This window comes from Alcaligenes sp. LTN-3, assembly GCF_059735605.1.
Genome location: NZ_JCAPDN010000001.1, coordinates 197,183 through 220,987 on the forward strand (window position 1 = coordinate 197,183; position 23,805 = coordinate 220,987).

Here is a 23,805-nt window from a genome sequence, read left to right on the forward strand (position 1 = left end):
CCGCCTATCAGGATGCCAACATCATAGAACGGTCCCGTACGGTTTGACCATGTCTGGAGAGCGATAGTTTATGAAAACTGACAATGAACAATGAGGTGGCTGATAAATAGGGGTCAGGCGCGGGGTGTTTATCCCTTAAAGGCGGGTGTTAATTGAATAGGTAGGTAAGCTATCTATATAATCATGCTTTAGCGACTGTTCAGTTTCCCTTTTCTTATGTTTGCCTTTTCTCCCTGGATGCAGCTGGATCGGCCTGCGCTCTTGCATGGCCTGAATATGGCCATGGCTGCCTGGCTGTCCTTTGCGATTGCTGTTTTGTTGTCCGTTGATAACCCCTTTTGGGCTGCCATGCCGGTGTGGGTCTTGTCCCAAGCCTATCGGGGCCTGGTGTATGAGCGGGCCTTGTGGCGAATCTTGGGAACCTTGATAGGAGCAGGGCTGGGCTTGGCGTTTTTGCATTTGCCCAACGCCTATTTGCAATTGTTGGGTATGGCGCTGGTGGTGGGCGTGGCGTCGGCTTTGACCCACGTGTTGCGGGGTGCCTTGTCCTACTTGCCCATGTTGGCAGGCATCACCATTGGTGTGGTGGTCTTGCCGTCTGTGCTGGCACCGGATACGTCGCTGGACTTGGCCTTGTCGCGGGTGGAGTGCACCTTGATCGGGGTGCTGGTGACAACCTTGTTGTGTTCCCGGACGACACCGCGCAGTCAGCGCAAGACGTATTACCAGCGTGTGCGTGTTTTGGCAGCCGATGCCTTGCGTTTGGCGGCGCACGCCTTGGGGCCGTCTTATGCACAGCCGGATCAGGCCTTGCTCAGCCGGATCCGCCAGGAGATGGTGGACCTGGACGGCCAAGCCCGTATTTTGGCGGCCGGTTCCTGGGATGCGTATCGCCGCTTGCCTTATGTGGATGCGTTTTTGTATGCGGTGATCGAGTTGCTGGCTGCCAGTGAAATGATCGTGCGTCAAAGAGAAAGAGGGCGGTGCCCCGCCGCTGATTATGCATCGTCCTTGCTGGAGCAGGCGCAACGCCTGCAGGACGGTCAGCCTTTGAAGGTGCTGGCAAAGACGGCAGCCAGACAGGAGGGGCAAATCAGCCTGGCCCGTTTGCGCCGTGCCATGGGGCAAATCCAACGGGCAGAAGAAGGTTTGTTTGCCACTCAGGCGCCCGCCCGACGTGGTCGCCACCGCTTTCTGACCACGCCCGCTATTTCTGTAGATTGGCCCTTGGCAACTCGCACGGGACTGATCAGTGGCTTGGCGGCTTTTAGTGCCGGGGCAATTGCCTTTGCCTTGTCCAGCCCGGCGCTGGAATTGATGGCCATGGGGGTGTGTACCTTCTCCATCATTCTGGGCTCCATGCCGCGCCCGCAGTTAATGAGTCGCACCATGTTTACCGGGATTACTGTGGGTGTGGTGGTGGCCAGCTTGTATCGTTATCTGCTTCAGGGGCATTTGGTGACGGACTGGCAGGTGATTGCCTCGGTACTGCCCTTTGTGGTGATCGGCGGCTTGTTGCGTGCAAATCGTCCAACATCGGCTTGGGCGCTGGATGCGAATATGTGTTTTCAGTTGGCCAGCCAGGCGGGAATGGCAGCGGTGACTGGACCCATCATCCTGAAAGAATCCCTGCCTTTGCTGGCGGGTTCGGCGGTGGTGTGCAGCGCTTTTTTCCTTTTGCCGCGTCGTACGCATCCTCGTGGCCAAGCGCTGGTGCGGCGAGTCGTGCGTGAGCTGTATCCCTTGATACGTCGTTCCCGCCCCCGTTTGTTTCGTGTATGGCGTGGGCGAGTGGCCCGGCAATGGGTGCAGTTATTGCACTGGATGGGGGAACAGACTCCGCCGGGCCTGTTGTCACTGATCAATTTGGGGCGTGGCGTGATTGAACTCAAACGCCTGGCCAAGCGCGGGGCGCAGCAGCAGGCGTGTATATCGCTGGTAGGTGAGCTGCTGGAAGGGTTTGAGCACCAGCCGCAGGAATTGGCCCAACAATTGCAGCGCATCAGCCAATCTTGCAGCGATACCGTTTTAGCGCAGGCGATATTGGACCTCGCCCAGTCCCTGCAAGGGGCCACACCGGTTTTGGTTTATGCTTACCCGCCTAATGCTATGCCGCGCGCTGTGGAGACCTCCTGATGAATCACCAACTTTATGAACGGTTCGGCTTGTCCATGATTGTGCTGGCGCGCCTTTACCGTCGTGAATTGGATCAGACCCTGGTGCGTTACGGTGTGTCCGAGGCCACTATTTTGCCTATCCGTTATCTGGCTCAGTTGGGCGAACCGATACGGCAAGGGCAACTGGCACGCATGATGCGGCTGGAGGGACCAACGCTGGTGCGTCTGATCGATCAGTTGGAGTCTGGCGGCCTGCTGGCGCGCCTGCCCGACGAGCAGGACAAGCGTGCACGCCTTTTGTGCCTGACCGATAAAGGGCGCGACTTTCACAAACGTTTGCTGGAATTGCTGCGCCAATCTCGTGCTCCCTTGTTTGAAGGGATCCCGGACGAGGATATAGAAGCGGCCTTGCGCTGCTTTGATCAACTGGCTAGCAACCTGGGGCTGGAAGCAACGGATATGTCCAGCCTGTTTGGGGACTGATCAAGTTTCTGGGCAGCGTAAGCGCATGTTCCCGATGGTGAGCAGAAAGCAGGAGCTGGTTTCCTGCTTTTTTACTTTATGGTTGAATAAACCGTCCTTGTTTCAGCAATAAGGAGGGTATGCCATGAACGATGTAGATCTTGCTCGCTTGGTTAAAACCATGACCGAGGCCCGGCTGACGCTGGCAACCGCAGAATCCTGCACAGCAGGTCTGATTGCGTCCACGCTGGCTGACCAAGCGGGGGCGGCAACCGTACTCGATTGTGCTTTTGTGACTTATTCGCCGCAGGCCAAGTATCGATGCCTGGGCGTCGATCAGCGGGTGCTGGCAGAAAACAATCTGTGCAGTGAAGCAGTGGCACGGGCTATGGCCAAAGGAGCGGCGGAATTGACTCCGGCCAATGTGATCATTGCCAATACGGGGGTGGCGGACGATATTGCAGAGCCGCAGATTCCGGCCGGGACGCAATGTTTTGCCTGGCTGTTCAAGCCGCAGGATAAATATGATCCTTTGGTCGTCTATACCGAAACCATTGTGTTTGATGGGACGCGGGATGAAATCCGTCAGCAAAGTGCGCATCACGCCTTGCTGCGCATCGAGCATTGGTTGCGACTGGCCAAACAAGAACGCCAGGGTGTGACCCCTGGCGTTTGATGTGGCGAACTAGCTGGATGAGCTAAGCCTGCACAGGCTTAGTTCTCCAGGTACTTGCGCCAGACGCGTGGCAGGATACCGCCGTGGCGCCAGTACTCCATGTCCTCGACCGTATCCAGGCGCACAATCACCGGCACGGATTGCGTGCTGCCATCCAGACGGTGGATGATCAGCTCGGCTTGTGAACGTACCCCCAGGTTTTCTTCCAGGCCTTTCACATCAAAGGTTTCGGTGCCATCCAGCCCCAGGGTGTCGGCATTGGTGCCGTCCTGGAACTGCAGAGGCAGCACACCCATACCGACCAGGTTGGTGCGGTGAATGCGCTCGAAGCCTTCTGCGACCACGGCCTTGACACCCAGCAAAGCGGGGCCCTTGGCGGCGGAGTCGCGCGAGGAGCCGCAACCGTAGTTCTTGCCGGCAATCACCAGCAGGGGAACCTGACGCTCTTGATAGGCCTGGGCCGCTTCAAAAATACGCATCACTTCGCCTTCAGGCATCACCTTGGTGACACCGCCTTCCACGCCGGGAACAATCTTGTTGCGCAGACGGATGTTGGCGAAGGTCGCACGTTTGACCACTTCGTGGTTGGCACGACGCGTGGTGTAGTTGTTGAAGTCTTTTTGCTCCACCCCCTTGGACAGCAGGAAGTCAGCGGCAGGTGTACCCAGGCTGATCGAACCTGATGGCGAGATGTGGTCGGTGGTGATGGAGTCACCCAAAATCGCCAGCGGACGCATGCCGCGCAGGTTGGCCACGGGGGCGGGCTCGCGTTGCAGGCCGTCAAAGTAAGGCGGTTTGCGGATGTAGGTACTGTCGGCTTCCCATGGGTAGTGGCCGCCATTGCTTTCGCGGGCCAGGGCGTCCCAAGGTTCGCCGCCGTCGTACAGCTCGGCATAGCGTTCGATGAACAGGTCGCGGTCGTAAGCGCCGTGGATAGCTTCTTGCACTTCGGCCGATTTGGGCCAGATGTCGCTTAGGTAGACGTCTTTACCGTCCTGATCTTTGCCCAGCGGGTCGCGGGTCAGGTCTACATTCAGGTTGCCAGCCAGGGCGTAGGCTACGACCAGAGCGGGCGATGCCAGGTAAGCAGCACGCACGTTGGCGTGAATACGGCCTTCAAAGTTGCGGTTGCCCGACAGCACGGCGGTGGCGATCAGCTTTTCCGACTCAATTGCGTTGACGATATTGGCAGGCAGTGGGCCCGAACCACCGTTACACGTGGTGCAGCCAAAACCAGCAATGTTAAAGCCCAGCACATCCAGGTCATCTTGCAGTTGGGCGCGTTCCAGCACGTCGGCAGTGACCTGGCTACCGGGCACCAGCGAAGTCTTGACCCAAGGCTTGCTGCGCAGACCACGAGCCACGGCGTTACGGGCCAGCAAACCGGCGGCCATCATATTGGCGGGGTTGGCCGTATTGGTACAGGAGGTAATAGCGGCAATGACCACATCGCCATCATTCAGAACAAAGTCCTCGCCTTCCACGGGCACCGCACGTTGCGGGTCGTAAGGACGGCCAGCAATTTTCTGGTGATGGGCGGGGAAGGACTGGGCCGCAGTATCCAGATCCAGGTGATCTTCGGGATTGCTGGGGCCAGCCAGACTGGGTTTGATGCTGCTCAGATCCAGTTTCAGTACGGTGTCGTAAACAGGAGCGGGAGCAGCTGGATCGCGCCACAGCTTTTGAACCTTGCTGTATTGCTCAACCAGATCAATCTGTTCTTGTGGACGGCCCGTCATGTGCATGTAGTGCAGGGCAGCGTCGTCAATCGGGAAGAATACGGCGGTGGCGCCGTATTCAGGGGCCATATTGGCGATCATGCCGCGGTCGCCCAGGGACAGCTCGTCCACGCTGGGGCCAAAGAACTCCACAAACTTGCCCACCACGCCCAGTTCGCGCAGTTTCTGGGTAATGACCAACACCAGGTCGGTAGGTAGCACGCCGTCATTCATCTTGCCGGTCAGCTCGATACCCACTACGGCAGGCAGGGCGATGGCAACGGGCAGACCCACCATCACGGCTTCGGCTTCAATACCCCCAACACCCCAGCCCAGAATGCCCAGGCCGTTCACCATAGGCGTGTGGCTGTCGGTGCCCACACAGCTATCTGGGTAGACCAGATCCACGTCCTTGCCTTCCTCGGTCCAGACAACCTGACCAATATGCTCGATGTGCAATTGGTGCATGATGCCTTTGCCGGGCGGCACGACTTTGACGCCATCAAAGTTGCTGGAACACCAGCGCAGGAAGGCAAAGCGCTCGCCATTACGTTGGTATTCGCGTGCCAGGTTGATGTCGGCCGCCTTGGGGTTGGCCCAACTGTCCACTTGCAGAGAGTGGTCAATAATGACGTCGATAGGCACCTGTGGCCGAACGCGGCTGGCGTCGCCACCGGCGGCCTCAACGCCTTCGCGTAAAGCTGCCATATCCAGCAACATCACCAAACCCAGAATGTCCTGACCAAATACGCGGGCAGGGTAGAAGGTGATGCCGTCGCCCACCTTGCGCTGGAGCAGGGAATCAATCTCCTGATCCACGTCGGCGTGACGCACGGCCTTTTGACGACAGAGGTTTTCTAGTAGAACGCGCAGCGAATACGGCAGTTTTTCAATACCGGGTATGTCGGCGATAGGAACGTAACGTACGGAACGTCCGTTCAGGGACAGCGTTTCTAGGGCAAGAGACTGAGACATGGCAAACGATTCATCCGTAATGAGAAGGTTGGAGGGGGCCGACCTGAGGGCCCTCTGACTACGTCATCGCTGTGTGAATCCGTGTGGACTCGCGCGATGTCAGCGGGCTTTCGACAAGAATAATCCCAACAAAATTATGCGTCTGGAGCCTTTGTAAAACAATTAAATTGTATTTTGTTTGTATATAATACAATAAAACGATCCAGGATCGCTTCGATTTTTAGGAATGTCGGCATGAAAAGCCAATCCAATTCTTTGCATGTCACTTTGGCGCATCGCCTGCTGGATTACGTGCGGGCCGGGCATTTGCAGGCCGGGCATCATTTGACGGAACAATCTCTGGCCGAGGCGCTGGGTGCTTCGCGCTCGCCCATACGCGGGGCGCTGGCCTATCTGGCGGAAAAAGGGATTGTGGGCGCACAGCCACCTCGGCGTGGCTTGTACCTGTTGAAAGGGGCGGACCAGCTCGGTGTGATCGAAGAAGAGCTGGGCACCAGCCAGGACGACCAGATCTATTTGCAACTGGCCCGCGACAAGCTCTCGGGCATCTGGGGTGATACCTTGTCGGAAAACGACGCCATGCGCCGTTACGGTCTGACGCGCGAACGTGTGCGCCGTATTCTGGCTCGTGCTGCTAATGAGGGCTGGATAGAGCAACGTGCCAGCAAAGGCTGGTCTTTCCTGCCCATGATTGACGGCCCCCAGGCCTGCGAAGAAAGCTATACCTTGCGTCAGATGCTGGAACCCGCCGCCATGTTGCTGCCCGGTTTTGCCATTGACTCCACCGTTTTGCGCCGTGTGCGGCTGCAACAGCAAGCCTTGGCCGACGGCGGCTGGCGTCACGCCGGGCATGCCGAGATGTATCAGGCCAATGCCACCTTCCATGAGGCTTTGGCCTCCTTGTCCGGCAATCGCTTTATCGCCCAGACGGTGACGCGTCAAAACCAGTTGCGGCGCTTGCTGGAATATCAGGAAACGCTGGATCGGGAACGTATTCGTCGTCAATGCCTGGAGCATCTGGCGATTCTGGATTTGCTGGAAAAGGGCGAACGCGCTCAGGCCTCCGCCTTGCTGGCCCGCCATCTGGGCAATGCCAGCGAGGAAAAAGTGCAGCAACTGGAACGACAACAGCAGCGCACGACCCGATCAGACTCTTTTAGTGAACCGATTGTCTCTCACGCCGAACCCATGCAGGAGACGGCGCAATTTTCTTTAATGGCGCAAGCCAAGAACCAGGAATAACGTGATGAAGCAAAAATCCCTTCCCGCCGTGTTCATGCGTGGTGGCACCAGCAAAGCCTTGATGCTCAATATTGCAGACCTGCCTGCCGAGCGCGACGACTGGACGCCTCTGTTTTCCGCCGCCATGGGTACGCCGGACCCTTACGGTCGCCAACTGGACGGTATGGGCGGCGGCGTCTCCTCTCTGTCCAAGGTGTGTATTATCGGCCCGTCCAGCCATCCGGACGCCGATGTGGACTACACCTTTGCGCAAGTGGCGATCAAGGAAGAGAAGGTGGATTACCGTGGCAACTGCGGCAATATGAGCTCGGCAGTTGGCCCCTACGCTGTTGAGCAAGGGATGGTCAAGGTTCAGGACGGTGAAGCGTGTGTGCGCATCCTCAATACCAATACCAACAAGATCATCCACGCCCATTTCACGGTGGAAGAGGGTCAGCCCCGTTACGACGGCGATCTGTCCATTCCCGGCGTAGGCGGCACAGGTTCGCCTATCCGTCTGGACTTTGTAGAACCAGGCGGTGCTTCTACCGGTTCCTTGCTGCCTAGTGGTGAATTGACCGAATGGCTGGATGTCCCTGGCGTAGGCCGTATCGAGGTGTCGCTGGTGGACGCGGCCAATGCGGCGGTGTTTGTACGTGCTGCGGATGTGGGCCTGACCGGTCTTGAACTGCCTGATTGGCTGGAATCGCACCCTGAAGTGCTGGAGCGTTTGGACGCGATTCGTGTACAGGCTTCGGTACGCATGGGTATTGCTCCGGATGTGGACGCTGCGCGTCAGATTCGCATCGTGCCCTTTGTCTGCATCGTGTCGCCCGCCCAGGACAACCCCACCTTGTCCGGCGACGTGGTTCCCGCCCAAGAGATTGATCTGGTTGCCCGCGTGATTTCCAACGGCCAGCCGCACCGCGCCTTGCCACTGACCATCTCCTTGTGTACCGCTGTGGCGGCTCGTTTGACGGGTAGTCTGCCCTCGCAATGCCTGTCCGACTCGGTTGCCCCGCAAGGCCCGCTGCGTCTGGGCATGCCCTCTGGCGTACTGACAGTTGGTGCGGAAGTGGAAAAGAAAGACGGCCAGTGGTATGCCAAGGCTGGTTCCTTCTACCGTACGGCGCGCCGTCTGTTTGATGGCCGTGTCTGGGTTCCCGGCAAGGCCCTGAAGGACTAATCCACGATACGCAAGTCCTGCGAGGGCGAACGCCCGAAGCGGGACTTGTAGTCGGCACAGAAGCGGCCAAAATGGTTAAACCCACAGCGCAAGGCAATCTCGCTGACCTGGGTGCCCGGCACCGCGTGGCGGATGGCCTGTTGGGCCGCTTCCAAACGAATCTGCTTTAAGAACTGCATGGGGCTTAGCCCCCGTTCCGTACGGAACGCCAAGGTCAGGCTGCGTACACTGGCACAGGCAGCGGTGGCGATTTGCTCTAGCGTCAGGGCCTCGTCCAGGCTGGCCCGCATGAAATCTTCGGCTCTTTGTACCCGGCGCGAACTGGCCGGGCGCACGCTTTGCTGCAATTGCTGGCTGTAGTTACCCGGCTGGGTATGGAACAGATGCAGCAGAAGATTGTCCTCGGCCTGACGCGACCACTGATCCATTTCCGGCGGCAAATGCCCGCCATAGGCCAGCAAGCTGCCAATCTGGTGCTGCCAGGCACAGCCGTGTGGCGAGTCCAGAGACATGCCCGCCGCAAACTCAATGGGCCGATCCAGGCTCAAGCCCAAGGTCTGCCTGGCCACTTCTTCCAGCCTGTGGCGTGGGATCTTCACTAAAAACTGCTCACAGCCCTGTTCCCAATCCAGTTCAACCTGGAGGGAAGGGGAGATCACGCTGGCAATGTTAGGGTTGGCCTGGACGTACTCCCGACCAACCCGAATACAGGATCGTCCCTGTATGGGGACTTGAAACAGCAAAAAGTCTTCCAGAATGCCGGGCGATACCTGCACCGCCGCGCCATATTTCAGCAAGACAAAGGAAAAACTGTGGCTGCTGGCGTAGCGCAGGGACGCGTCGACTGGGCCGTCATTCCAGGTCAGACGGTGTTCGGTTAGAAAACCGGCGGTCTCGCTGCGTGTCTGGTCCGGGCAGCGCGATTCAAAGCGCGGCGCACTGTGTTGCAAGGGGGCCAGCCCTGACATAAACCACGCTTGCATGATGTGTGTCTCCAAATTTTTGCCGGTTAGGGATAAGGCTTGCCGAATCTGGATAGCCGCCTGTTCCGAGCCGGTCTAATGTATTTCAAACCTAAAACAGTAATCCTGTCCCGGCACCTTAGCAGATTGGGATACGACTGGGAATTGCTGTATTCACGTAGTCCCTTGGGGCCGTTCTCTGCGGCCTGCAGGACAAGCGCCGCACAAACCACAGGCGTCAGTGATACACAGCTTCCGTCGTAGTGGGGGTGATCCCAGGCAGACCTGAAGTCCAGTTTTTTGACAGACAGAGGACGGAGACAAACATGAAAAAACAAGTAGCGTTTTGTATGAGCACGCTGGCCTTGGCACTGGCCTGTAGCCCGGCGTCCAGTCAGGAAGTATTCAAGGTGGGGCTATTGACCACCTTGTCCGGCCCTGGTGCGGCTATTGGCCAGGAAATCCGTGATGGTTTCGAGCTGGGCCTGAACCACTCGGGCGGCAAGTTCGGTGGTGTGGATGTGACCTTGGCGGTGCTGGACGATCAGCAAAAACCGATGGAAGGCCGCCAAGCAGTGGACCGTCTGGTCAAGCGCGACAAGGTCGATGTCATTACCGGCATTGCTTTTTCCAACGTGCTGCTGCCCGTGATGCCCACGATTATGGGCAGCGACACCGTCTATATTTCCGCCAACACGGGCCCGGCTGAATATGCGGGTGAGCATTGCAACCCCAATTTCTTTAGCGTGTCCTGGCAGAACGAGGATATCCCTGCCGCCATGGGCAAGTACGTGACCGATCAGGCGCACAAGAAAGTCTATTTGATCGCCCCCAATTATCCCGGTGGACGTGAGTCCATTGAAGGCTTCAAGCGCCTGTTCAAGGGAGAGATTGCCGACGAAGTTTATGTGAAGGTTGGCCAGATGGATTACGCCGCCGAATTGGCCCAGATGCGGGCTTCGGGTGCGGATGCGGTGTTTTTCTTCCTGCCCGGCGGTATGGGCGTGTCTTTTATCAAGCAGTTGATCAACTCGGGTCTGTCTACGCAGATGGCCGTATATACCCCTGGTTTCTCGGCTGACCAGGACACGATTGGTGCTATTGGCGAGTCCATGAAGGGCATGGCCAACGCCGCCCAATGGTCGCCGGATTTGGATAACCCCGCCAACAAGCGTTTTGTGGCGGAGTTTGAAAAGACCTACGGTCGCCTGCCGTCCATGTATGCCTCCCAGGGCTATGACGCTGCTTTGTTGCTGGATGGCGCATTGAAGTCTGATCCCAAGGCCGCCACCGACCGCGAGGCCTTGCGCAAAGCCTTGCGCAGCGCACCGTTCGAGTCCGTGCGCGGGGCTTTTGCCTTTAACAACAACCAGTATCCGGTGCAGACCTACTACATGCGCGAAGTGGCCCCGAATGACAAAGGTCAGATGAGCAACAAGATTGTGTCCACCGTATTCGAGCAGTTCCAGGATCATTTTGCACCGCAGTGCAAGATGGAAAAGTCATAAAGAGGGTGCGTCAAGCATCCGGCAGCAAGGAGGTAATGATGAGCTATAGCAACGAACAGTTGTCCGCATTGGTGCGGGGAGACAGCGTACATAAATCGGTCTATACCGACCCTGAAATCTTCCGTCTGGAGATGGAACGCATTTATGGCCGTGCCTGGATCTACATCGGCCACGACAGCCAGGTGCCTAAGCCGGGCGACTACCACACTACCTTGTTGGGTGGTCAGGACGTCATCATGGTGCGCGGCAGCGACAAGAAGGTGTACGTGCTGTACAACCGTTGTCCACATAAGGGCGCGAAAGTGGTGGCCGATGGCTGTGGCAATGCCGGCAAGTTCTTCCGCTGCCCTTACCACGCCTGGACCTTCAAGCTGGACGGCCAGCATCTGGCCGCGCCCATGAAAAACGGCCTGGAAAACACCTGCTTTGATCCCAAGCACCCGGACTTCTCCATGCGCCGTGTGGCTCGTGTGGAAAGCTATCGTGGCTTTGTGTTCGCCTGTCAAAGCGCCCACGGCCCGGATTTGAAAGAGTTTTTAGGCCCCATCATCACCTCCATCGACAATCTGTGCGATCGCTCGCCTGTGGGTGAAGTGGAAGTGGCCGGTGGCAGCTTCAAGGTCTGGCAGCCTTCCAACTGGAAAGTGTTTTACGAAAACCTGCACGACACCATGCACGCGAATGTCACGCATGAGTCGTCCTACGTGGCTGCCCGCGAACAGGCCGAGGATTACGGTTCCATGCCGTTGGAACTGCATATCATGGACGGAAATGGTGAGCCTTACGGTTTCTGGGAAAAGCTGGATCTGTACGCGTTTGATAATGGCCACGGCTACATGGAAGGCATTTTCAATCCAGGGGCCATCGAAACCGACCCGGTCACCAAGGCGCACTACGAAACCCTGAAAGAAGCCTATGGTGAAGAAAAAGCCCTGAACATTCTGGGCGAGAACCGTCATAACAGCATTATTTACGGCAGTGGCTCGCCACACACTGTGTTCCAGCAGTTCCGTGTGATTCGTCCGGTAGCGGTGGACCGCACCCACGTGGAGATCCAGTTGTTCCGCCTGAAAGGCGCTCCGGACGATATCTACAAGCGTGGCCTGATGTACGCCAATCTGATCAACTCGCCCTCGTCCAATGTGATGCCGGACGATATTGAAGTCTATGGCCGTTGCCAGGAAGGCAATAAGACCCATGGCGGCGAATGGATCAGCATGCACCGCTACGACGGCACCGATAAGCCTATCGAAGGCGGCATGGTGGCCACCAACGGCACCAGTGAATTGCCCATGCGCAACCAGTTCCGCGCCTGGAAACACTTCATGACCACCACTATTTATGATGCGCCTGCGCAGTCGCAAGACAGTGGTAAAGCCACGGTGCGCTCGGCCTCTGGTGAGCCTATTGCCCCCGCAACACAGGCTTAAGCGGGCTGCTGTCCGAGCCAAGGAGAATTCTTATGTTGTTTGATATTGATTTTGACGTCAGCGTGGATCAGGTCACGCCTGTGAATCTGAGTCTGGAAGCCATTCGCGAAGTAGAGCAGTTCATCTATCACGAAGCTCGTCTATTGGATGAACGTCGCTGGCAAGCATGGCTGGATCTGTGGACCGAGGAAGGCATGTACTGGATTCCTCACAGCTACGATCAGGAAAGCCCGTACGAGCACATTTCCCTGTGCTGGGAAAACAAGCTGCTGCGCGAGCTGCGTATTCGTCGTCTGGAGAACCACCGCAATTGGTCCCAGCAGCCGATTACCCAGTCCTGCCGCGTGCTGGGCAATCTGATGATCGACGGCACCGATCCGGAAGGTTACCTGGTAGTGCGCTCCAGTTTTCACTCCATGGAGTGGCGCGGTAAAGATCCGGTCTACCGTGTGGGTAGTCTGATTCACAAGCTGCAAGCCCAGGAAGGCGGTGGCTGGAAACTGCGCATGAAGCAGGTGAACCTGGTGGATCGTGACGCGGTTCACGGCGCCATTCAGGTATACATCTAATGTCGGCAGCCCATCACACCGCCTTGCTGGCCCTGCATTACCAAAACGACGTCCTGCATGCTGATGGCCTGATTCGTGTGGGGGTAGAGGCCAACAGCCCCCAGCGTCAGGCCCTGATCGAGGCCGCAGGCCGTTTGCTGGCGCAGGCCCGCGCACAGGGCGTGCCTATTGTGCATGTGCGGGTGGGCTATCGGCCTGACTATGCCGATCTGCTGTGCAATGCACCGATTCTGCACAATGTGAAACGCATCGGTGCTATGCAGACCGGCAGTTGGGGAGCCCAGTTCTTTGACGGGCTGGCTCCCTTGCCCAACGAGTTTGAAGTCCATCACACGCGCATCAACGCTTTCTTTGGTTCCGCGCTGGAGCCGGTGGTGCGTCGTCTAGGGGTGGAGCGTCTGGTGATTGCCGGTGTGGCCACCCATTCCGTGGTGGAAAGCACGGTGCGCCATGCCGTAGACATGGGCTATGAGGTGGCGGTGGTGGCCAGCGCCTGTGGCGCTCCACCAGCTACGCATGAAGCCTCGCTGGCCAGTATGAGCCTGATTGCTCATATTGATCGGGACGAGGATTGGGCAGCCGTCTTTGGCGCGCCACAAGCACAGTAGGAGAAGCACATGCAGCAGGACATGAAGGTGAATTTACAGGGTAAGGTCGCCATCGTGACCGGGTCCACGCAAGGGCTGGGGGCGGATATCGCCCTGGCCTTGTGCGCCGCCGGTGCGTGGGTGCTGATTGTGGGGCGCAGTCAGGAGGAGGGTCAGCGTACCGAAGCGCGCTTGCAGGCCGTGGGCAAGGCCCAGTTCATGGCTGCCAATATTTGTGATGATGCGCAGCTGGATGCCTGCGTGCAGGCCGCATTGGCACAAACTGGACGCATCGACATTGTGGTGAACAATGCCTGTTCCTATGGGGACGAGGGACTGGCTTCCAGCCGGGAGCTGTGGCATCAGACGCTGGATGTGAATCTGATCTCCAGCGCGATTCTGGCCCAGAAAGCCACGCCACATATGGGGCAGGGTGGGGTCATCATCAATATGGGTAGTACGGGTGGCAAATTCGGCGTGGCCGGACGTGCGCTGTATCCGGCTTCCAAAGCGGCCATCCTGCAGTTCACCAAAAGCTTGGCCGTGGAATTGGCTCCATCGGGGATTCGTGTGCTGACGGTATCGCCCGCCTGGACCTGGTCGCCGTCGGTCGAACGCATGAGTGGTGGTTCGCGTGAACTGGCCAATCAGGTGGGGGCGCAGGTGCATCCTTTGGGCCGAGTCGGTTCCGGCGAAGAAGTGGCCCAAGTGGTCTTGTTTGCCGTGTCGGGCGCCGCCTCCTGGATGACAGGGATTGATCTGCCCGTTGACGGTGGCTTTTCCGTGCTCGGGCCCGAGCAGGGCAAGTCGCCCCGTCACTGGTTTGAACGCTGGCAGGCGCAGTCGTCTGGCTCATAAATAGAAAAGTGCGGTAAAAGAGGTCCAGGGCTTGTTGACACCTGTTTCTTGCTGCGTGTTCACAAGCCCTGACCCCGTTCAGGGCAATTTAAAAAAGGTGTGGGATGACAGACTCAACAAATAAAAAATCGTATTCCGTCATTGTGGTGGGCAGTGGCATCAATTCCCTGGTATGCGCGGCGTTGCTGGCGCAAAAGGGCAAGCAAGTCCTGGTACTGGAACGTAACGACCGTGCGGGTGGGTGTATCCGTACCGAGGAGTTGTTTCCCGGTTTTACCCATGAACTGCTGTCGTCGTGGTACCCCTTGTTCACCTCCGGTGCTGCCTATGCCCGCCTAAAGGATGATCTGGCCGCCCAGGGCGTGGAGTTTCTGGAAAACGGCTATACCACTGGCGTGGTGGGTAGCGATGGCAAGGGGATGGCCTTGCGCCATGATGTGGGCGATTCGATTCAGCGTATCAATGCTTTGCAAGCAGGCGATGGCGATGCCTTCGGCGCCATGTGCAGTCAGTTGTTCGAGCGCGATGCCGGCCTGACCTTTGGCTTGCTGGGTACCGAGCCTTACAGCCGTGGTTTGTTGGGTCTGCTGTTCTCGCAATGGCGCAAGCGCCGCATGGACGGCATGGTTCAGTACGGACGTGAGTCCCTGGAGTCCTTCCGCCGCTGGGCCGACCGTGAACTGAAAGATGACCGTGTGCGTGGCATGATGGCTCCCTGGGTCTTGCACTCGGGCCTGGGCCCTGACGACGCCTGCTCGGCCCTGATCGGCAAGCTGACCTTTGCCGCCGTGGTGGCCGGTGGTATGCCGGTGGTGAAAGGCGGTGGTCAGAATCTGGTGCGTGCGCTATGCGCCATTATTGAAAAGGCCGGTGGCCGTATTCAATTGAATACCGAAGTGGAAGAAATTGTGCTGGAAGGACAAAAAGCCCGTGGCGTACGTGCCGGTGGCCAGGTCTACGAAGCCAGCCATGTGGTGTGCAACGTCACTCCGCCACAGCTTTATGGTCGCCTGTTACCGGGCGCACCCGCTCAAGTACGTGAGCAAGCCAATGCCTACCGTTTTGGCCGTGGCGACATGCAAATTCATCTGGCGCTGGACAGCATGCCGAACTGGAGCGATCCAGAGCTGCTGAAAGTGCCTTTGCTGCACCTGTCCGACAGCCTGGAGGACGTCAGCATGAGCGTGGCCCAGGCCAATAATGGCTTGATCCCCGCCAAGTTCACCGTGGCGATTGGCCAACCATGCTCTTTGGACCCCAGCCGTGCGCCGGAAGGCAAATGGATACTGTGGATGCAGATGCAGGATATGCCGTCCAAGCTGCGTGGCGATGCGGCCGGCAAAATCGATGTGCCTGCCGACGGCAAATGGACCGAAGACGTCAGCAAGGCCGTGGCCGAGCGCATCATCGACCAACTGGAAGGCGTCATGCCCGGTTTGCGTCAACAAATCGTGGGCCAGAAAGTGCTCTCGCCGGCTGATCTGGAATCCATCAACTGCAACCTGGTGGGCGGCGACCCGTATTCGGGCATCTGCTCGCCCGACCAGTTCTTCTGGATGCGCCCCTTTGCGGCCAGTAATGGTGCACGCTCCCACGCAACCCCGTACAAAAACGTCTACCATATCGGTGCGTCTACTCACCCGGGCCCAGGCTTGGCAGGGGCGTCCGGATTCATGGTGGCGGAGCAGATTCGTTAGGGAAGCGCGTTTCGGGAAACGTGACAGGCCAGATAGACCGCAGTGAGGTCTGTCTGGCCTGTTTTCATGGGGCGGGCATGGCTGTCCAGGCCTCGTATCCTTCCCGAAAGGCTATCGCCGGATCAGCAAGGAAGCGGGCCTGCTGCAGCCCTGGGGCTTATTTTTTGAACGTCAGGCGCTTGATGTTGACCAGATGCCGCCAATGCACGGGCTCGGTAGAAATATTGCCTCCCCAGGAACCCGACCCTTGCATGAATGAGAGCGGGATATCCGAGCTGATGCCCAACATGCCTTGGGTAGCGGGCATATTGACCAGAATGCGTCCGGCGGGCAGGGTGCTGGCAAACTGATGAATCTCGTCCTGATCTTTGCTGTGGATGACGGCCGAGTGTCCGGCTCCTTCCTGCCACAGCAATTGTGCCGCCAGACTGATTCCCTGGCCGGCCTCAGATTTGTACAGCGTCACAATCGGAGCCATTTTTTCCCGGCTCAGGAAGCTGTGCTGCTCGGGATCGGCGGCAATCAGAATCAGCTTGATCGGTGTGGGGCTGTCTACATCCATTTGCTTGGCTAAGGTCATGGCGTCAACACCAATCAGTGTGCGGTGCAGTCGACCTGTGCTGTCGTCAAAAAGGGCATCAATATGCTGTTTTTCCGATATCAACAGCGCCCCTTTCTGTTTCAAAATCTCGACAAATTCCTCGTACACGCGCTCATCAATAATGATGTTGCTTTCAGAGCCGCACACAATGCCGTTGTCATAGGTTTTGCCTTGCAAAATATCGTCGGCTGCCTGTGACAGGTCTGCGCTGGCACTGACATAGACTGGGACATTGCCTGGACCGACTCCGATGGCTGGAGTGCCGGAGCTATAGGCCGTTTTCACCAGGTCGCCGCCACCGGTTGCCAGAATCAAGGAGACCTGGTCCGACTGCATGATGAGCTGGGTCGTCTCACGCGAAGGCGTCTGCACGGCTTGAATCAGCGTTTCAGGCAGGTGGTGCTTTTTTAGAATCGCTTGAACCGTGGCCACCACCTGCGCTCCCAGTTGATCCGATTTGCGGGGATAGCTCAGAATCAGGGCGTTTCGGGTCTTGAGGCTGAGCAGGGTTTTGAACAGCGAATTTGGTACCGGATTGGTCAGCGGAACAATGGCGAAAATGACGCCTACCGGACTGGCGTATTCAATAAAGGTTTTGCTGCCATGCAGGCGGCCATAGGTTTTTTCACCGTAGAGTTCCCGGTACACCCGGTCGGTGACCAAGCCAAGCTTGTGTATCTTGTCAGGCAGGTTACCGATGCGCGTGGCGTCCAGTTCGGTTTGGGCCCAGTACTCCAGTTTTTGTTCAAATGCCTGGGCAATGTCGGTAATCAACGCATCAATTTGCTCGTCGCTGGCTTGTTCGAGTGCGGGTTGCGCCTGAACGGCGTTCTGGACGGTGACCAGGGCGCTGTCTGCAAGGCTGTGTTCTGGTGAGGCTAGGGTGTCCATAGGGCTCTCCTTCGGTATCGTAATGAAAAACGCTACCAGTTGATGGTGGATTTTTTATAGAAAAACTGACCGTTGATGTCCGCTTTGTTGGCCTCTGAGGCAAGCCAGATCGGTGTTTGGGCACCATCGACGGCCGTGTTGGGCGCCTTGGAGGAGTCAATGTGGGGATCCAGACTGGTCTGGCACCAGCCAGGGCTGCAGGAGCAGATGCTGATGTCAGTGTCCCGAAAGTGTTTGGCATAAATCAGCGTGACCATATTCAATGCCGCTTTGGAAATACGGTAGCCAGGGGCCAGTACAGCGTCGAATCGGGATTGTGGGTCCGAGGCCTGGGTCATGGCTCCCAGGTCACTGGACATATTGATAACGCGTGCATCGGCCGATTTGGCCAGCAGCGGCATGAATTCCTGGATAAGAAAGTAGGGGCCGGTGGTATTGGTCGACAAGGTAGAGGAAAAGTCTTCAAACGAAACCTTGTCAGGGGTGAAAATGGAGTCGATCATAATGCCGGCGTTATTGATCAGCACGTCCAGCTTTTCCTCGTGTTGGGCCAATTGCGTGCGTGCACGGACAATGGATTGCGGATCTGTAATGTCCAGTTCAATGAAGCGGGCCTGTATGCCTTCCTGACTCAGTTTCTGGGCCGCTTCCTGGCCCTTTTGACTATTGCGGGCCGTGATGTAAACCTTATGGCCTTGATGGCCCAGGCCCTTGGCGGTTTCATAGCCAATCCCTCTGCTGGCTCCGGTGATCAGGCATGTTTTTTGCATGGTGTTTCCTTATTAGTGTGCCAATTCACGTAGCTGTCTTTTCAGTTTCTTGCCCGTTACGCCGATGAATTCGTTGGCAGACTGCAGTTCAATCGTGGACAGGGCCGGCCAGTTTTTTTGACGCATGAGTTGATTGACTCGTTCGGTGATTTCATCCTTTGACGCTGCGCAGGAATCAAGCAGTTCGATATAGGCGACCAACTCATGGTTATCGGTCATGATGACCGTGGCCTCGAAGACTTCATTGATTTCCGCCATAATCGCTTCTTCGATCTGGCAACTATAAATTTCCACGTTATTAAACGAGAGTGAATCGTTGGTTCTATCTACGTGATAAAAATTCCGCTTTTCATCAAAATAGACCAGATCACCCGTCAGCCAATAGCCGTCAATCTTGTTCATTTCAGTCAGGGAGTGATTGTTCCAATATCCCTGCGTGACCGATTTGGATTTCACCGCCAGCCGGCCTACGCTGTTTTCCTGCAGGTACTGTCCTTGCTCATTGAAAACAGCCACGTCAACCCAGGGAAACGGTTTTCCAATGCAACGCTTGTAATTGTCGGACTGGGGAGAGTGGACGTTTCTGAAAATGGCAAAGGCAAATTCCGACGAACCCAGATTGTCGACAAAAAACGAGCCTGGAACCGTTTGCCCGTCCCGCTCGTGATGGCCCAGGGAGATCAGTTTTCTGATGTGTTTTTCATGGCTGGCATCGCCGGTTGCAATCCAGTAGCTGACGGATTGGAAGTCGGATTTGTCCAGTGTGTGGCGGCACAGGTCCACATAGACTTTCGGAAAAGCAATCACCACATTGGGACGGGTTTCCCGCACTGCCCGGATAATGGTTGCGGGATCTTTCTTGCTGAGGATAGTGACGTGTGCTCCACGGGTGAAAGAGAGCATCAGCAGTGAAATCGAGGCCCCGTGAGAGTGGGGCAAGATGGACAGGATATGGTCCCCTTTCTGTTTCTTGACCTGCGACCTGACGCCATGAAACATGGACTCATGCGTGAAAATGACCGCCTTGGGAATGCCGGTGGTCCCCGATGTGTGTCCAATCATGATCACGTCTTGTGGTTCATGCGAATAGAAAGGTCGTGACGGGGTTTGTTGTCGTGTTTTTAGCGCGTCAATCGTGTGTACGGGCAAGCTGTAGTTCGCTTGTGCGAACACCTTTGTGATCTCCGCTTCTTTTTCGGGTGTGATGACAAGGTGGTTGGGGCGCACGCTGTGCAGGAACTTGAGCAAAATATCAGTGTTCAGCTCGCCATTGATCAGTGCCGGAATGGCCCCAATGCTGTTCAAGGCCAAGAAATGCAAGAAGTAGTCGATGCTGTCCTGAAAATACAGGCTGACCACTTCCTTGGGTTTGACACCTGTTTGTTCGTAGGATGAAGCAATCCGTCTGGCCGTTTCAATGATTTCCTGAATAGAGAAATCCTGCTTTCTGCACGCTTCATTGTCGATCAGGGACAGAATCTTTTTATCACTACCCTGATAGAACTTCTCATGGATTTTGTGGATGAAATTGCCTGCTCCAAGATGCTCGTCATTGAGCAGTTCATCCAGATGCAGCTCGTCGATCATACGTCACCCTCTTGTATGGAAAATGGTCTGTTTGTTAGCGGCTGATTTCGTAGTTCATGCTGATGGCCAACCGGTTCCAGACGTTGACCAAACCGATCAGATACGTCAGATCAACGATTTCCTTGTCATTGAAGTGAGCCTTGAGTTCATGCAGTTGCGTCTGCTTGTCTTCCAGATTCTGGATAAAGGTCACTTGCTCAGCCCAGCGCAGCGCGGCCTGCTCTTGCTCGGTGAACAGGGGGGCTTCTTTCCACGCATTTAAAAGCAGAAGTTTTCGTTCGGAAATGCCCAGGCTCAGCGCATGTTTGCTATGGACATCAATGCAAAATGCGCAGCCGTTCAGTTGCGAGATTCTGACCTTGACCAGCTCAATCAATTCTTTGTTCAGTGTGGTCTCGCTGTAGATCTGGGCGTCGTACTTGACGATGGTCTTGTAGATGTTGGGGGACAAATTAGATGGGTTAAGTCGAGTCTCAGACACGGGATCTCCTGTCAGTGGGAAAAAGGGGGGCGTTCTTGTGAGTACGCCGGTTTTAGCCTTGGGTTTTGCTATCGTTTTGGCCGGTTCGGTATTTTTCGAGTTGCCATAACAGAAAGGCGCTGGCCGAGCAGACCAAGACGTTGAAATTGATCATGAGCTTTGTGCTTAGAAAAAAACTCATGCTCAGAGCAAAAATCAAAAACAGCACACCGCTGATCAGAGCGGCCAGTGCGCTTTTGTAGTTAAGCAGTAAGGCAATGCCTAGCAATAATTCCAAAAGAGTGACGAACCAGCTCAGTGCGGGAATGGCGCTTGAAAAAAGCCACGGCGTCAGGACCGCTACATCTTGATGGAATCGGTTCATTCCACCCCATGTGATATCGAAATTATTCAGTGCCCCCCAAAGCCCAAAGCGGTCTGCCACCGCAGATAAAAGTGTGAGGGCAAGTGACAGCCTGAGAAAAATCACGATGAATGTCATGTTGGTTTCTTTGCTGTATTCGGTAGAGGGCACAATTATTCCTTTCTTTGTGTTTCAAAAAAACGATTTCAAGTCACCTGATTATTTATCGGCTAATTATTTTCATTGTTATTTTTTTTGTTAATTATTCGTCACCTGATTGTTTGTTTTATTTGTTTTTTTATTTTTTATAGCCGTCTTATAGTTAAAGCATGCTGCAAGAATAACTTAATTTTTAATCAAAAAAATGATTATGAATAATGCTTTTTGTTTTATGGGGTTTTTATTGTTTTTTAATTTCCTTTGATTATTCTTTTAGGTTTTTCTCTTTTTTGTGCCTGCTTGTAAGGGTTTTTTTTAAGCTTGGGTTCGTGTGTTGACTGGCTTGCTGCCTGGGCGACTCGAAATTGACCGTGGCTGACTGGGTAGGGCATGCAGCGCAAGGCGCTCTGAGCCGGTTGGGGTAGGGGGATTTTTCGCCTGTCCCTTTTGTTTTGTGCCAAGAGAGTGATTCTTTCGGTATTCTGTGCATGTTTCTGCTGCCCTGACATTGTCATGAGGGGCCTGATTGTTTAGCCGGAGTTTTCTTGATGCACGCCTTTCGCCGTTCGCGCCTGTGTGCTTTTTTGTCCTTGTGGCTGCTGGTGCTTGCGCTGAGCATCGTGACGGTTTCCACTGCGGCTGAGACGGTGGCCTGGACGCCTGCCCAAGCCAGTGAATCTTTGAATGAATTGCGGGACACGCTGCAAACGGTGCAGGAGCGTTTGCAGAAAAATGACGGTTTAGGTGATTCGGATCTGGTGGCCCTGCGCAATCAGTTGTTGCTGGCGCAAGAGCAGGCGCAGGATATGAGCATGCGCCTGGAACCCGAGTTAGTGAGTGTCACGGCGCGTTTGAGTCAGTTGGGGCCGGTAGATGATCCGGCCGGTGAGTCCGAGGACATTGCCCGTCAGCGTGCACAGTTGCAGCAAGCGGTGACCGAGCTGGACGGCATGATCAAGCTGGCTCGTTTGATTGGAGTGGAAACCACGCAAGGTCTGGATCAGGTGTCCAAGCAGCGCCGGGTGATTTTTCAGGCGGAGCTGGGGCGACAGTCGCAATCGGTTTTGACGCCGCGCTTCTGGCGCAATGTCTCGCGTGATTTGCCCGGTGACCTGGCTCGGGTAGAGCGCATGCGCAAAGATCTGGCCCAACGGGTGACGGACTTGCCTGTTTATGTGCCGTGGTTGGCGGCAGCATTAGCCGTCGTACTGCTGGGCCTGTCGGTCTGGGCGGTGCGGGGATTAGAGCGCTTTACCATCAGCCACACCAAGCCTTCGCGTTTACGACGCTCTTTTTATGCCACCGCGTTGATCGTGCTCTATAGCCTGACCCCCGGTTTGCTGGCTTCGGTGGCGGCAGGGCTGTTTTATTGGAACGGCAATCTGACTGCGAATCTGGCCAGCTTTGTGTCCAAATCCGTGTTTGCCTTGTACCTGGGTGGTTTTGTGACGGGAATGGGGCGTGTGCTCTTGTCAGCACAACGTCCTAGTTGGCGTTTGCCTCCTATTCCCAGCAAGGTCGCCTTGAAGTTGGCCTGGCTGCCGCTGGCGCTGGGCATCATGGTGGCCTTGACCTGGATGTCGCAGCAATTGCTGGGACTGATCAACGCCACGCTAAGCACGACGTTATTGGTCAACAGCTTTAACACGTTGACCCTGAGCATTTTTATCGCCATCGCCGCCTGGAATTTAAGTCAGGGGCGGGACAAGACGCCGGCGCCTGACGCGGGTGACGACCCGCAAAAAACGGCCCCCGTACAGCACGGGACGACCTGGTTGCGGGCTATTCCCATCACCCTGGGGGTGGTGATTGTGCTGGGCATGATCGCCTTTTTGCTCGGTTATATCGCGCTGAGCAGCTTGATTGTGCAGGAGATGTTGTGGCTAAGTCTGGTGATTTGCACCTGTTATGTGCTGGTCGCGCTGATTGCCGATATCGGCCAAAGCCTGTTGCTGCAGTTCAAGGAAAAGCGGGCTGCTAATGAATGGACCAGTTCACAATTGCGCGGCAGCAGCCAGATTGTGATTGTATTGTCCGGGGCTCTGCGTCTGTGCTTGATTATCACGGCCATTACGCTGGTCTTGCTGCCCTTTGGGGAAGATCCCACGCAGTGGTTGCAGCGTCGTCTTGGTTTTTTGGTCACGGGTTTTTCTCTAGGACAGGTGCAGCTCAAACCTAGCTCTGTGTTGCTGGCGGTGCTGATTCTGGTGCTGGGTATTGTGTTCGTGAAAACCTTGCAACGCTGGGTTGCCAACCAGCTTTTGCCCGCAACGCGTATTGATCCCGGTATGCGCGTGTCTACCGCCAATCTGTTTAGCTACGTGGGCTATTTCATTGTGGTGGCCACGGCAATTTCGTCTTTGGGAGTCGGCCTGGAGCGCATGGCCTGGGTGATTTCCGCCTTGTCCGTGGGTATCGGTTTTGGTTTGCAGGCGGTGGTGCAGAACTTCGTGTCGGGTTTGATTCTGCTGGCCGAGCGCCCCATCAAAATTGGCGATTGGGTCAGCCTGAACGGGGTGGAGGGCAATGTTCGCAAGATCAATGCTCGTGCCACAGAAATCGAGATGTTTGACCGCTCCACCCTGATTGTGCCGAACTCCGAATTCATCACCAAAACCGTGCGCAATGTGACCTTGAGCAATCCTTTGGGGGTGGTGAAAGTCAAGATCAATATGCCTATCGACACGGACGCTAAACGGGTGCGTTCTATCATGCTGGATGTGATGCAGAACTATAGCGATGTATTGGCCGACCCCGCACCGGATGTGACACTCGATGGCTTTGATGCCAATGGTTTGCAGTTCACCGCCACCTGCTATGTCTCGTCACCTCGTATTGGCAGCCGGGTACGTAGCGTCTTGATGTTCGATATTCTGGATGAGTTGCGAAAAGAAGGGTTGGCGCTGCACCATACGCAAACCATGACGGTCTTGCCAACGACGCCGGCGGCCAGCCAGACAGAAAACAATAATCCCTTGTTGAATGATTAAATCCAGATAACAACAAC

The 23,805-nt window shown here is 56.1% G+C and carries 19 protein-coding genes; 12 read left to right on the forward strand and 7 right to left on the reverse strand.

All coding sequences use genetic code 11. The annotated features are described in order from the left end of the window. Window positions 1-216 precede the first annotated feature (216 nt). The 3 genes from AC6I6N_RS00920 to AC6I6N_RS00930 all read left to right on the forward strand — a co-directional run bounded on the left by AC6I6N_RS00920 (window position 217) and on the right by AC6I6N_RS00930 (window position 3,255). The gene (locus AC6I6N_RS00920; RefSeq protein WP_497942663.1) at window positions 217-2,136 is read left to right on the forward strand and encodes an FUSC family protein; all 1,920 of its coding nucleotides are present in this window, start codon (window positions 217-219) and stop codon (window positions 2,134-2,136) included. Further along, window positions 2,136-2,600, forward strand: coding sequence for a MarR family winged helix-turn-helix transcriptional regulator (locus AC6I6N_RS00925; protein ID WP_094196223.1), 465 nt, complete (start codon window positions 2,136-2,138; stop codon window positions 2,598-2,600). The genes AC6I6N_RS00920 and AC6I6N_RS00925 overlap by 1 nt, the downstream gene beginning before the upstream one ends. A gap of 124 nt (window positions 2,601-2,724) precedes the next feature. Then, window positions 2,725-3,255 (forward strand): CinA family protein, encoded by a 531-nt coding sequence (locus tag AC6I6N_RS00930; RefSeq protein ID WP_094196224.1) that lies wholly within the window; start codon window positions 2,725-2,727, stop codon window positions 3,253-3,255. Window positions 3,256-3,293: 38 nt separating this feature from the next. On the opposite strand, the gene acnA is transcribed toward AC6I6N_RS00930, so the two are convergent. Then, window positions 3,294-5,948: an aconitate hydratase AcnA gene (acnA, locus tag AC6I6N_RS00935; protein ID WP_108727245.1), complete on the reverse strand. Its 2,655-nt coding sequence runs from the start codon at window positions 5,946-5,948 to the stop codon at window positions 3,294-3,296. A 234-nt stretch (window positions 5,949-6,182) separates the two neighbouring features. Here acnA and AC6I6N_RS00940 point away from each other — a divergent pair, with 234 nt between their 5' ends. After that, window positions 6,183-7,190 (forward strand): GntR family transcriptional regulator, encoded by a 1,008-nt coding sequence (locus tag AC6I6N_RS00940; protein WP_094196226.1) that lies wholly within the window; start codon window positions 6,183-6,185, stop codon window positions 7,188-7,190. A gap of 4 nt (window positions 7,191-7,194) precedes the next feature. Continuing rightward, window positions 7,195-8,355 (forward strand): 2-methylaconitate cis-trans isomerase PrpF family protein, encoded by a 1,161-nt coding sequence (locus tag AC6I6N_RS00945; RefSeq protein ID WP_094196227.1) that lies wholly within the window; start codon window positions 7,195-7,197, stop codon window positions 8,353-8,355. Here the strand turns inward: AC6I6N_RS00945 and AC6I6N_RS00950 are convergent. Next, window positions 8,352-9,338 (reverse strand): AraC-like ligand-binding domain-containing protein, encoded by a 987-nt coding sequence (locus tag AC6I6N_RS00950; RefSeq protein WP_094196228.1) that lies wholly within the window; start codon window positions 9,336-9,338, stop codon window positions 8,352-8,354. The two genes, AC6I6N_RS00945 and AC6I6N_RS00950, sit on opposite strands and share 4 nt — an antisense overlap. 305 nt (window positions 9,339-9,643) lie before the next feature. Here AC6I6N_RS00950 and AC6I6N_RS00955 point away from each other — a divergent pair, with 305 nt between their 5' ends. The 6 genes from AC6I6N_RS00955 (at window position 9,644) to AC6I6N_RS00980 (ending at window position 15,966) form a co-directional block, all read left to right on the forward strand. Beyond that, window positions 9,644-10,825 carry an ABC transporter substrate-binding protein gene (locus AC6I6N_RS00955; RefSeq protein WP_094196229.1) on the forward strand — a complete coding sequence of 394 codons (1,182 nt, stop codon included), beginning with the start codon at window positions 9,644-9,646 and terminating at the stop codon, window positions 10,823-10,825. Window positions 10,826-10,863: 38 nt separating this feature from the next. Further along, the gene (locus AC6I6N_RS00960) at window positions 10,864-12,255 is read left to right on the forward strand and encodes an aromatic ring-hydroxylating dioxygenase subunit alpha (RefSeq protein ID WP_094196230.1); all 1,392 of its coding nucleotides are present in this window, start codon (window positions 10,864-10,866) and stop codon (window positions 12,253-12,255) included. Between the two features lie 32 nt (window positions 12,256-12,287). Beyond that, window positions 12,288-12,824, forward strand: coding sequence for an aromatic-ring-hydroxylating dioxygenase subunit beta (locus AC6I6N_RS00965; RefSeq protein ID WP_094196231.1), 537 nt, complete (start codon window positions 12,288-12,290; stop codon window positions 12,822-12,824). Further along, window positions 12,824-13,432, forward strand: a complete 609-nt coding sequence (locus AC6I6N_RS00970) for a cysteine hydrolase family protein (protein WP_042488957.1) — start codon at window positions 12,824-12,826, stop codon at window positions 13,430-13,432. The genes AC6I6N_RS00965 and AC6I6N_RS00970 overlap by 1 nt, the downstream gene beginning before the upstream one ends. A 9-nt stretch (window positions 13,433-13,441) precedes the next feature. Further along, a complete protein-coding gene (locus tag AC6I6N_RS00975) occupies window positions 13,442-14,269 on the forward strand; it encodes an SDR family oxidoreductase (RefSeq protein ID WP_042488955.1) in 828 nt (275 codons plus the stop codon). 104 nt (window positions 14,270-14,373) lie between these two features. After that, on the forward strand, window positions 14,374-15,966 hold the full coding sequence (locus AC6I6N_RS00980; RefSeq protein ID WP_123048933.1) for a phytoene desaturase family protein: 1,593 nt from the start codon (window positions 14,374-14,376) through the stop codon (window positions 15,964-15,966). A 157-nt stretch (window positions 15,967-16,123) separates the two neighbouring features. On the opposite strand, the gene AC6I6N_RS00985 is transcribed toward AC6I6N_RS00980, so the two are convergent. The 5 genes from AC6I6N_RS00985 to AC6I6N_RS01005 are packed head-to-tail and all read right to left on the reverse strand — an operon-like array spanning window position 16,124 to window position 20,810. Then, on the reverse strand, window positions 16,124-17,458 hold the full coding sequence (locus AC6I6N_RS00985) for an aldehyde dehydrogenase family protein (RefSeq protein ID WP_108727247.1): 1,335 nt from the start codon (window positions 17,456-17,458) through the stop codon (window positions 16,124-16,126). A 32-nt stretch (window positions 17,459-17,490) separates the two neighbouring features. Then, the gene (locus AC6I6N_RS00990) at window positions 17,491-18,228 is read right to left on the reverse strand and encodes an SDR family oxidoreductase (RefSeq protein WP_094196236.1); all 738 of its coding nucleotides are present in this window, start codon (window positions 18,226-18,228) and stop codon (window positions 17,491-17,493) included. 12 nt (window positions 18,229-18,240) lie between these two features. Continuing rightward, window positions 18,241-19,815 (reverse strand): class I adenylate-forming enzyme family protein, encoded by a 1,575-nt coding sequence (locus AC6I6N_RS00995; protein ID WP_497942675.1) that lies wholly within the window; start codon window positions 19,813-19,815, stop codon window positions 18,241-18,243. A gap of 34 nt (window positions 19,816-19,849) precedes the next feature. Then, window positions 19,850-20,296, reverse strand: coding sequence for a carboxymuconolactone decarboxylase family protein (locus AC6I6N_RS01000; RefSeq protein ID WP_108727249.1), 447 nt, complete (start codon window positions 20,294-20,296; stop codon window positions 19,850-19,852). Between the two features lie 52 nt (window positions 20,297-20,348). Continuing rightward, the gene (locus AC6I6N_RS01005; RefSeq protein WP_497942679.1) at window positions 20,349-20,810 is read right to left on the reverse strand and encodes a DoxX family protein; all 462 of its coding nucleotides are present in this window, start codon (window positions 20,808-20,810) and stop codon (window positions 20,349-20,351) included. Window positions 20,811-21,346: 536 nt separating this feature from the next. On the opposite strand from AC6I6N_RS01005, the gene AC6I6N_RS01010 reads away from it, so the two are divergent. Continuing rightward, window positions 21,347-23,788 (forward strand): DUF3772 domain-containing protein, encoded by a 2,442-nt coding sequence (locus tag AC6I6N_RS01010; RefSeq protein ID WP_395029302.1) that lies wholly within the window; start codon window positions 21,347-21,349, stop codon window positions 23,786-23,788. The last annotated feature ends 17 nt before the right edge of the window (window positions 23,789-23,805 follow it).

Coding starts and splice junctions, on each gene's coding strand:
- AC6I6N_RS00930 (WP_094196224.1), top strand. CDS start 2,725: ATGAACGATGTAGATCTTGCTCGCTTGGTTAAAACCATGACCGAGGCC.
- AC6I6N_RS00960 (WP_094196230.1), top strand. CDS start 10,864: ATGAGCTATAGCAACGAACAGTTGTCCGCATTGGTGCGGGGAGACAGC.
- AC6I6N_RS00920 (WP_497942663.1), top strand. CDS start 217: ATGTTTGCCTTTTCTCCCTGGATGCAGCTGGATCGGCCTGCGCTCTTG.
- AC6I6N_RS00950 (WP_094196228.1), bottom strand. CDS start 9,338: ATGCAAGCGTGGTTTATGTCAGGGCTGGCCCCCTTGCAACACAGTGCG.
- AC6I6N_RS00975 (WP_042488955.1), top strand. CDS start 13,442: ATGCAGCAGGACATGAAGGTGAATTTACAGGGTAAGGTCGCCATCGTG.
- AC6I6N_RS00955 (WP_094196229.1), top strand. CDS start 9,644: ATGAAAAAACAAGTAGCGTTTTGTATGAGCACGCTGGCCTTGGCACTG.
- AC6I6N_RS00985 (WP_108727247.1), bottom strand. CDS start 17,458: ATGGACACCCTAGCCTCACCAGAACACAGCCTTGCAGACAGCGCCCTG.
- AC6I6N_RS00965 (WP_094196231.1), top strand. CDS start 12,288: ATGTTGTTTGATATTGATTTTGACGTCAGCGTGGATCAGGTCACGCCT.
- AC6I6N_RS00925 (WP_094196223.1), top strand. CDS start 2,136: ATGAATCACCAACTTTATGAACGGTTCGGCTTGTCCATGATTGTGCTG.
- AC6I6N_RS00990 (WP_094196236.1), bottom strand. CDS start 18,228: ATGCAAAAAACATGCCTGATCACCGGAGCCAGCAGAGGGATTGGCTAT.
- AC6I6N_RS00995 (WP_497942675.1), bottom strand. CDS start 19,815: ATGATCGACGAGCTGCATCTGGATGAACTGCTCAATGACGAGCATCTT.
- AC6I6N_RS01010 (WP_395029302.1), top strand. CDS start 21,347: ATGCACGCCTTTCGCCGTTCGCGCCTGTGTGCTTTTTTGTCCTTGTGG.
- AC6I6N_RS00980 (WP_123048933.1), top strand. CDS start 14,374: ATGACAGACTCAACAAATAAAAAATCGTATTCCGTCATTGTGGTGGGC.
- AC6I6N_RS00970 (WP_042488957.1), top strand. CDS start 12,824: ATGTCGGCAGCCCATCACACCGCCTTGCTGGCCCTGCATTACCAAAAC.
- acnA (WP_108727245.1), bottom strand. CDS start 5,948: ATGTCTCAGTCTCTTGCCCTAGAAACGCTGTCCCTGAACGGACGTTCC.
- AC6I6N_RS00945 (WP_094196227.1), top strand. CDS start 7,195: ATGAAGCAAAAATCCCTTCCCGCCGTGTTCATGCGTGGTGGCACCAGC.
- AC6I6N_RS00940 (WP_094196226.1), top strand. CDS start 6,183: ATGAAAAGCCAATCCAATTCTTTGCATGTCACTTTGGCGCATCGCCTG.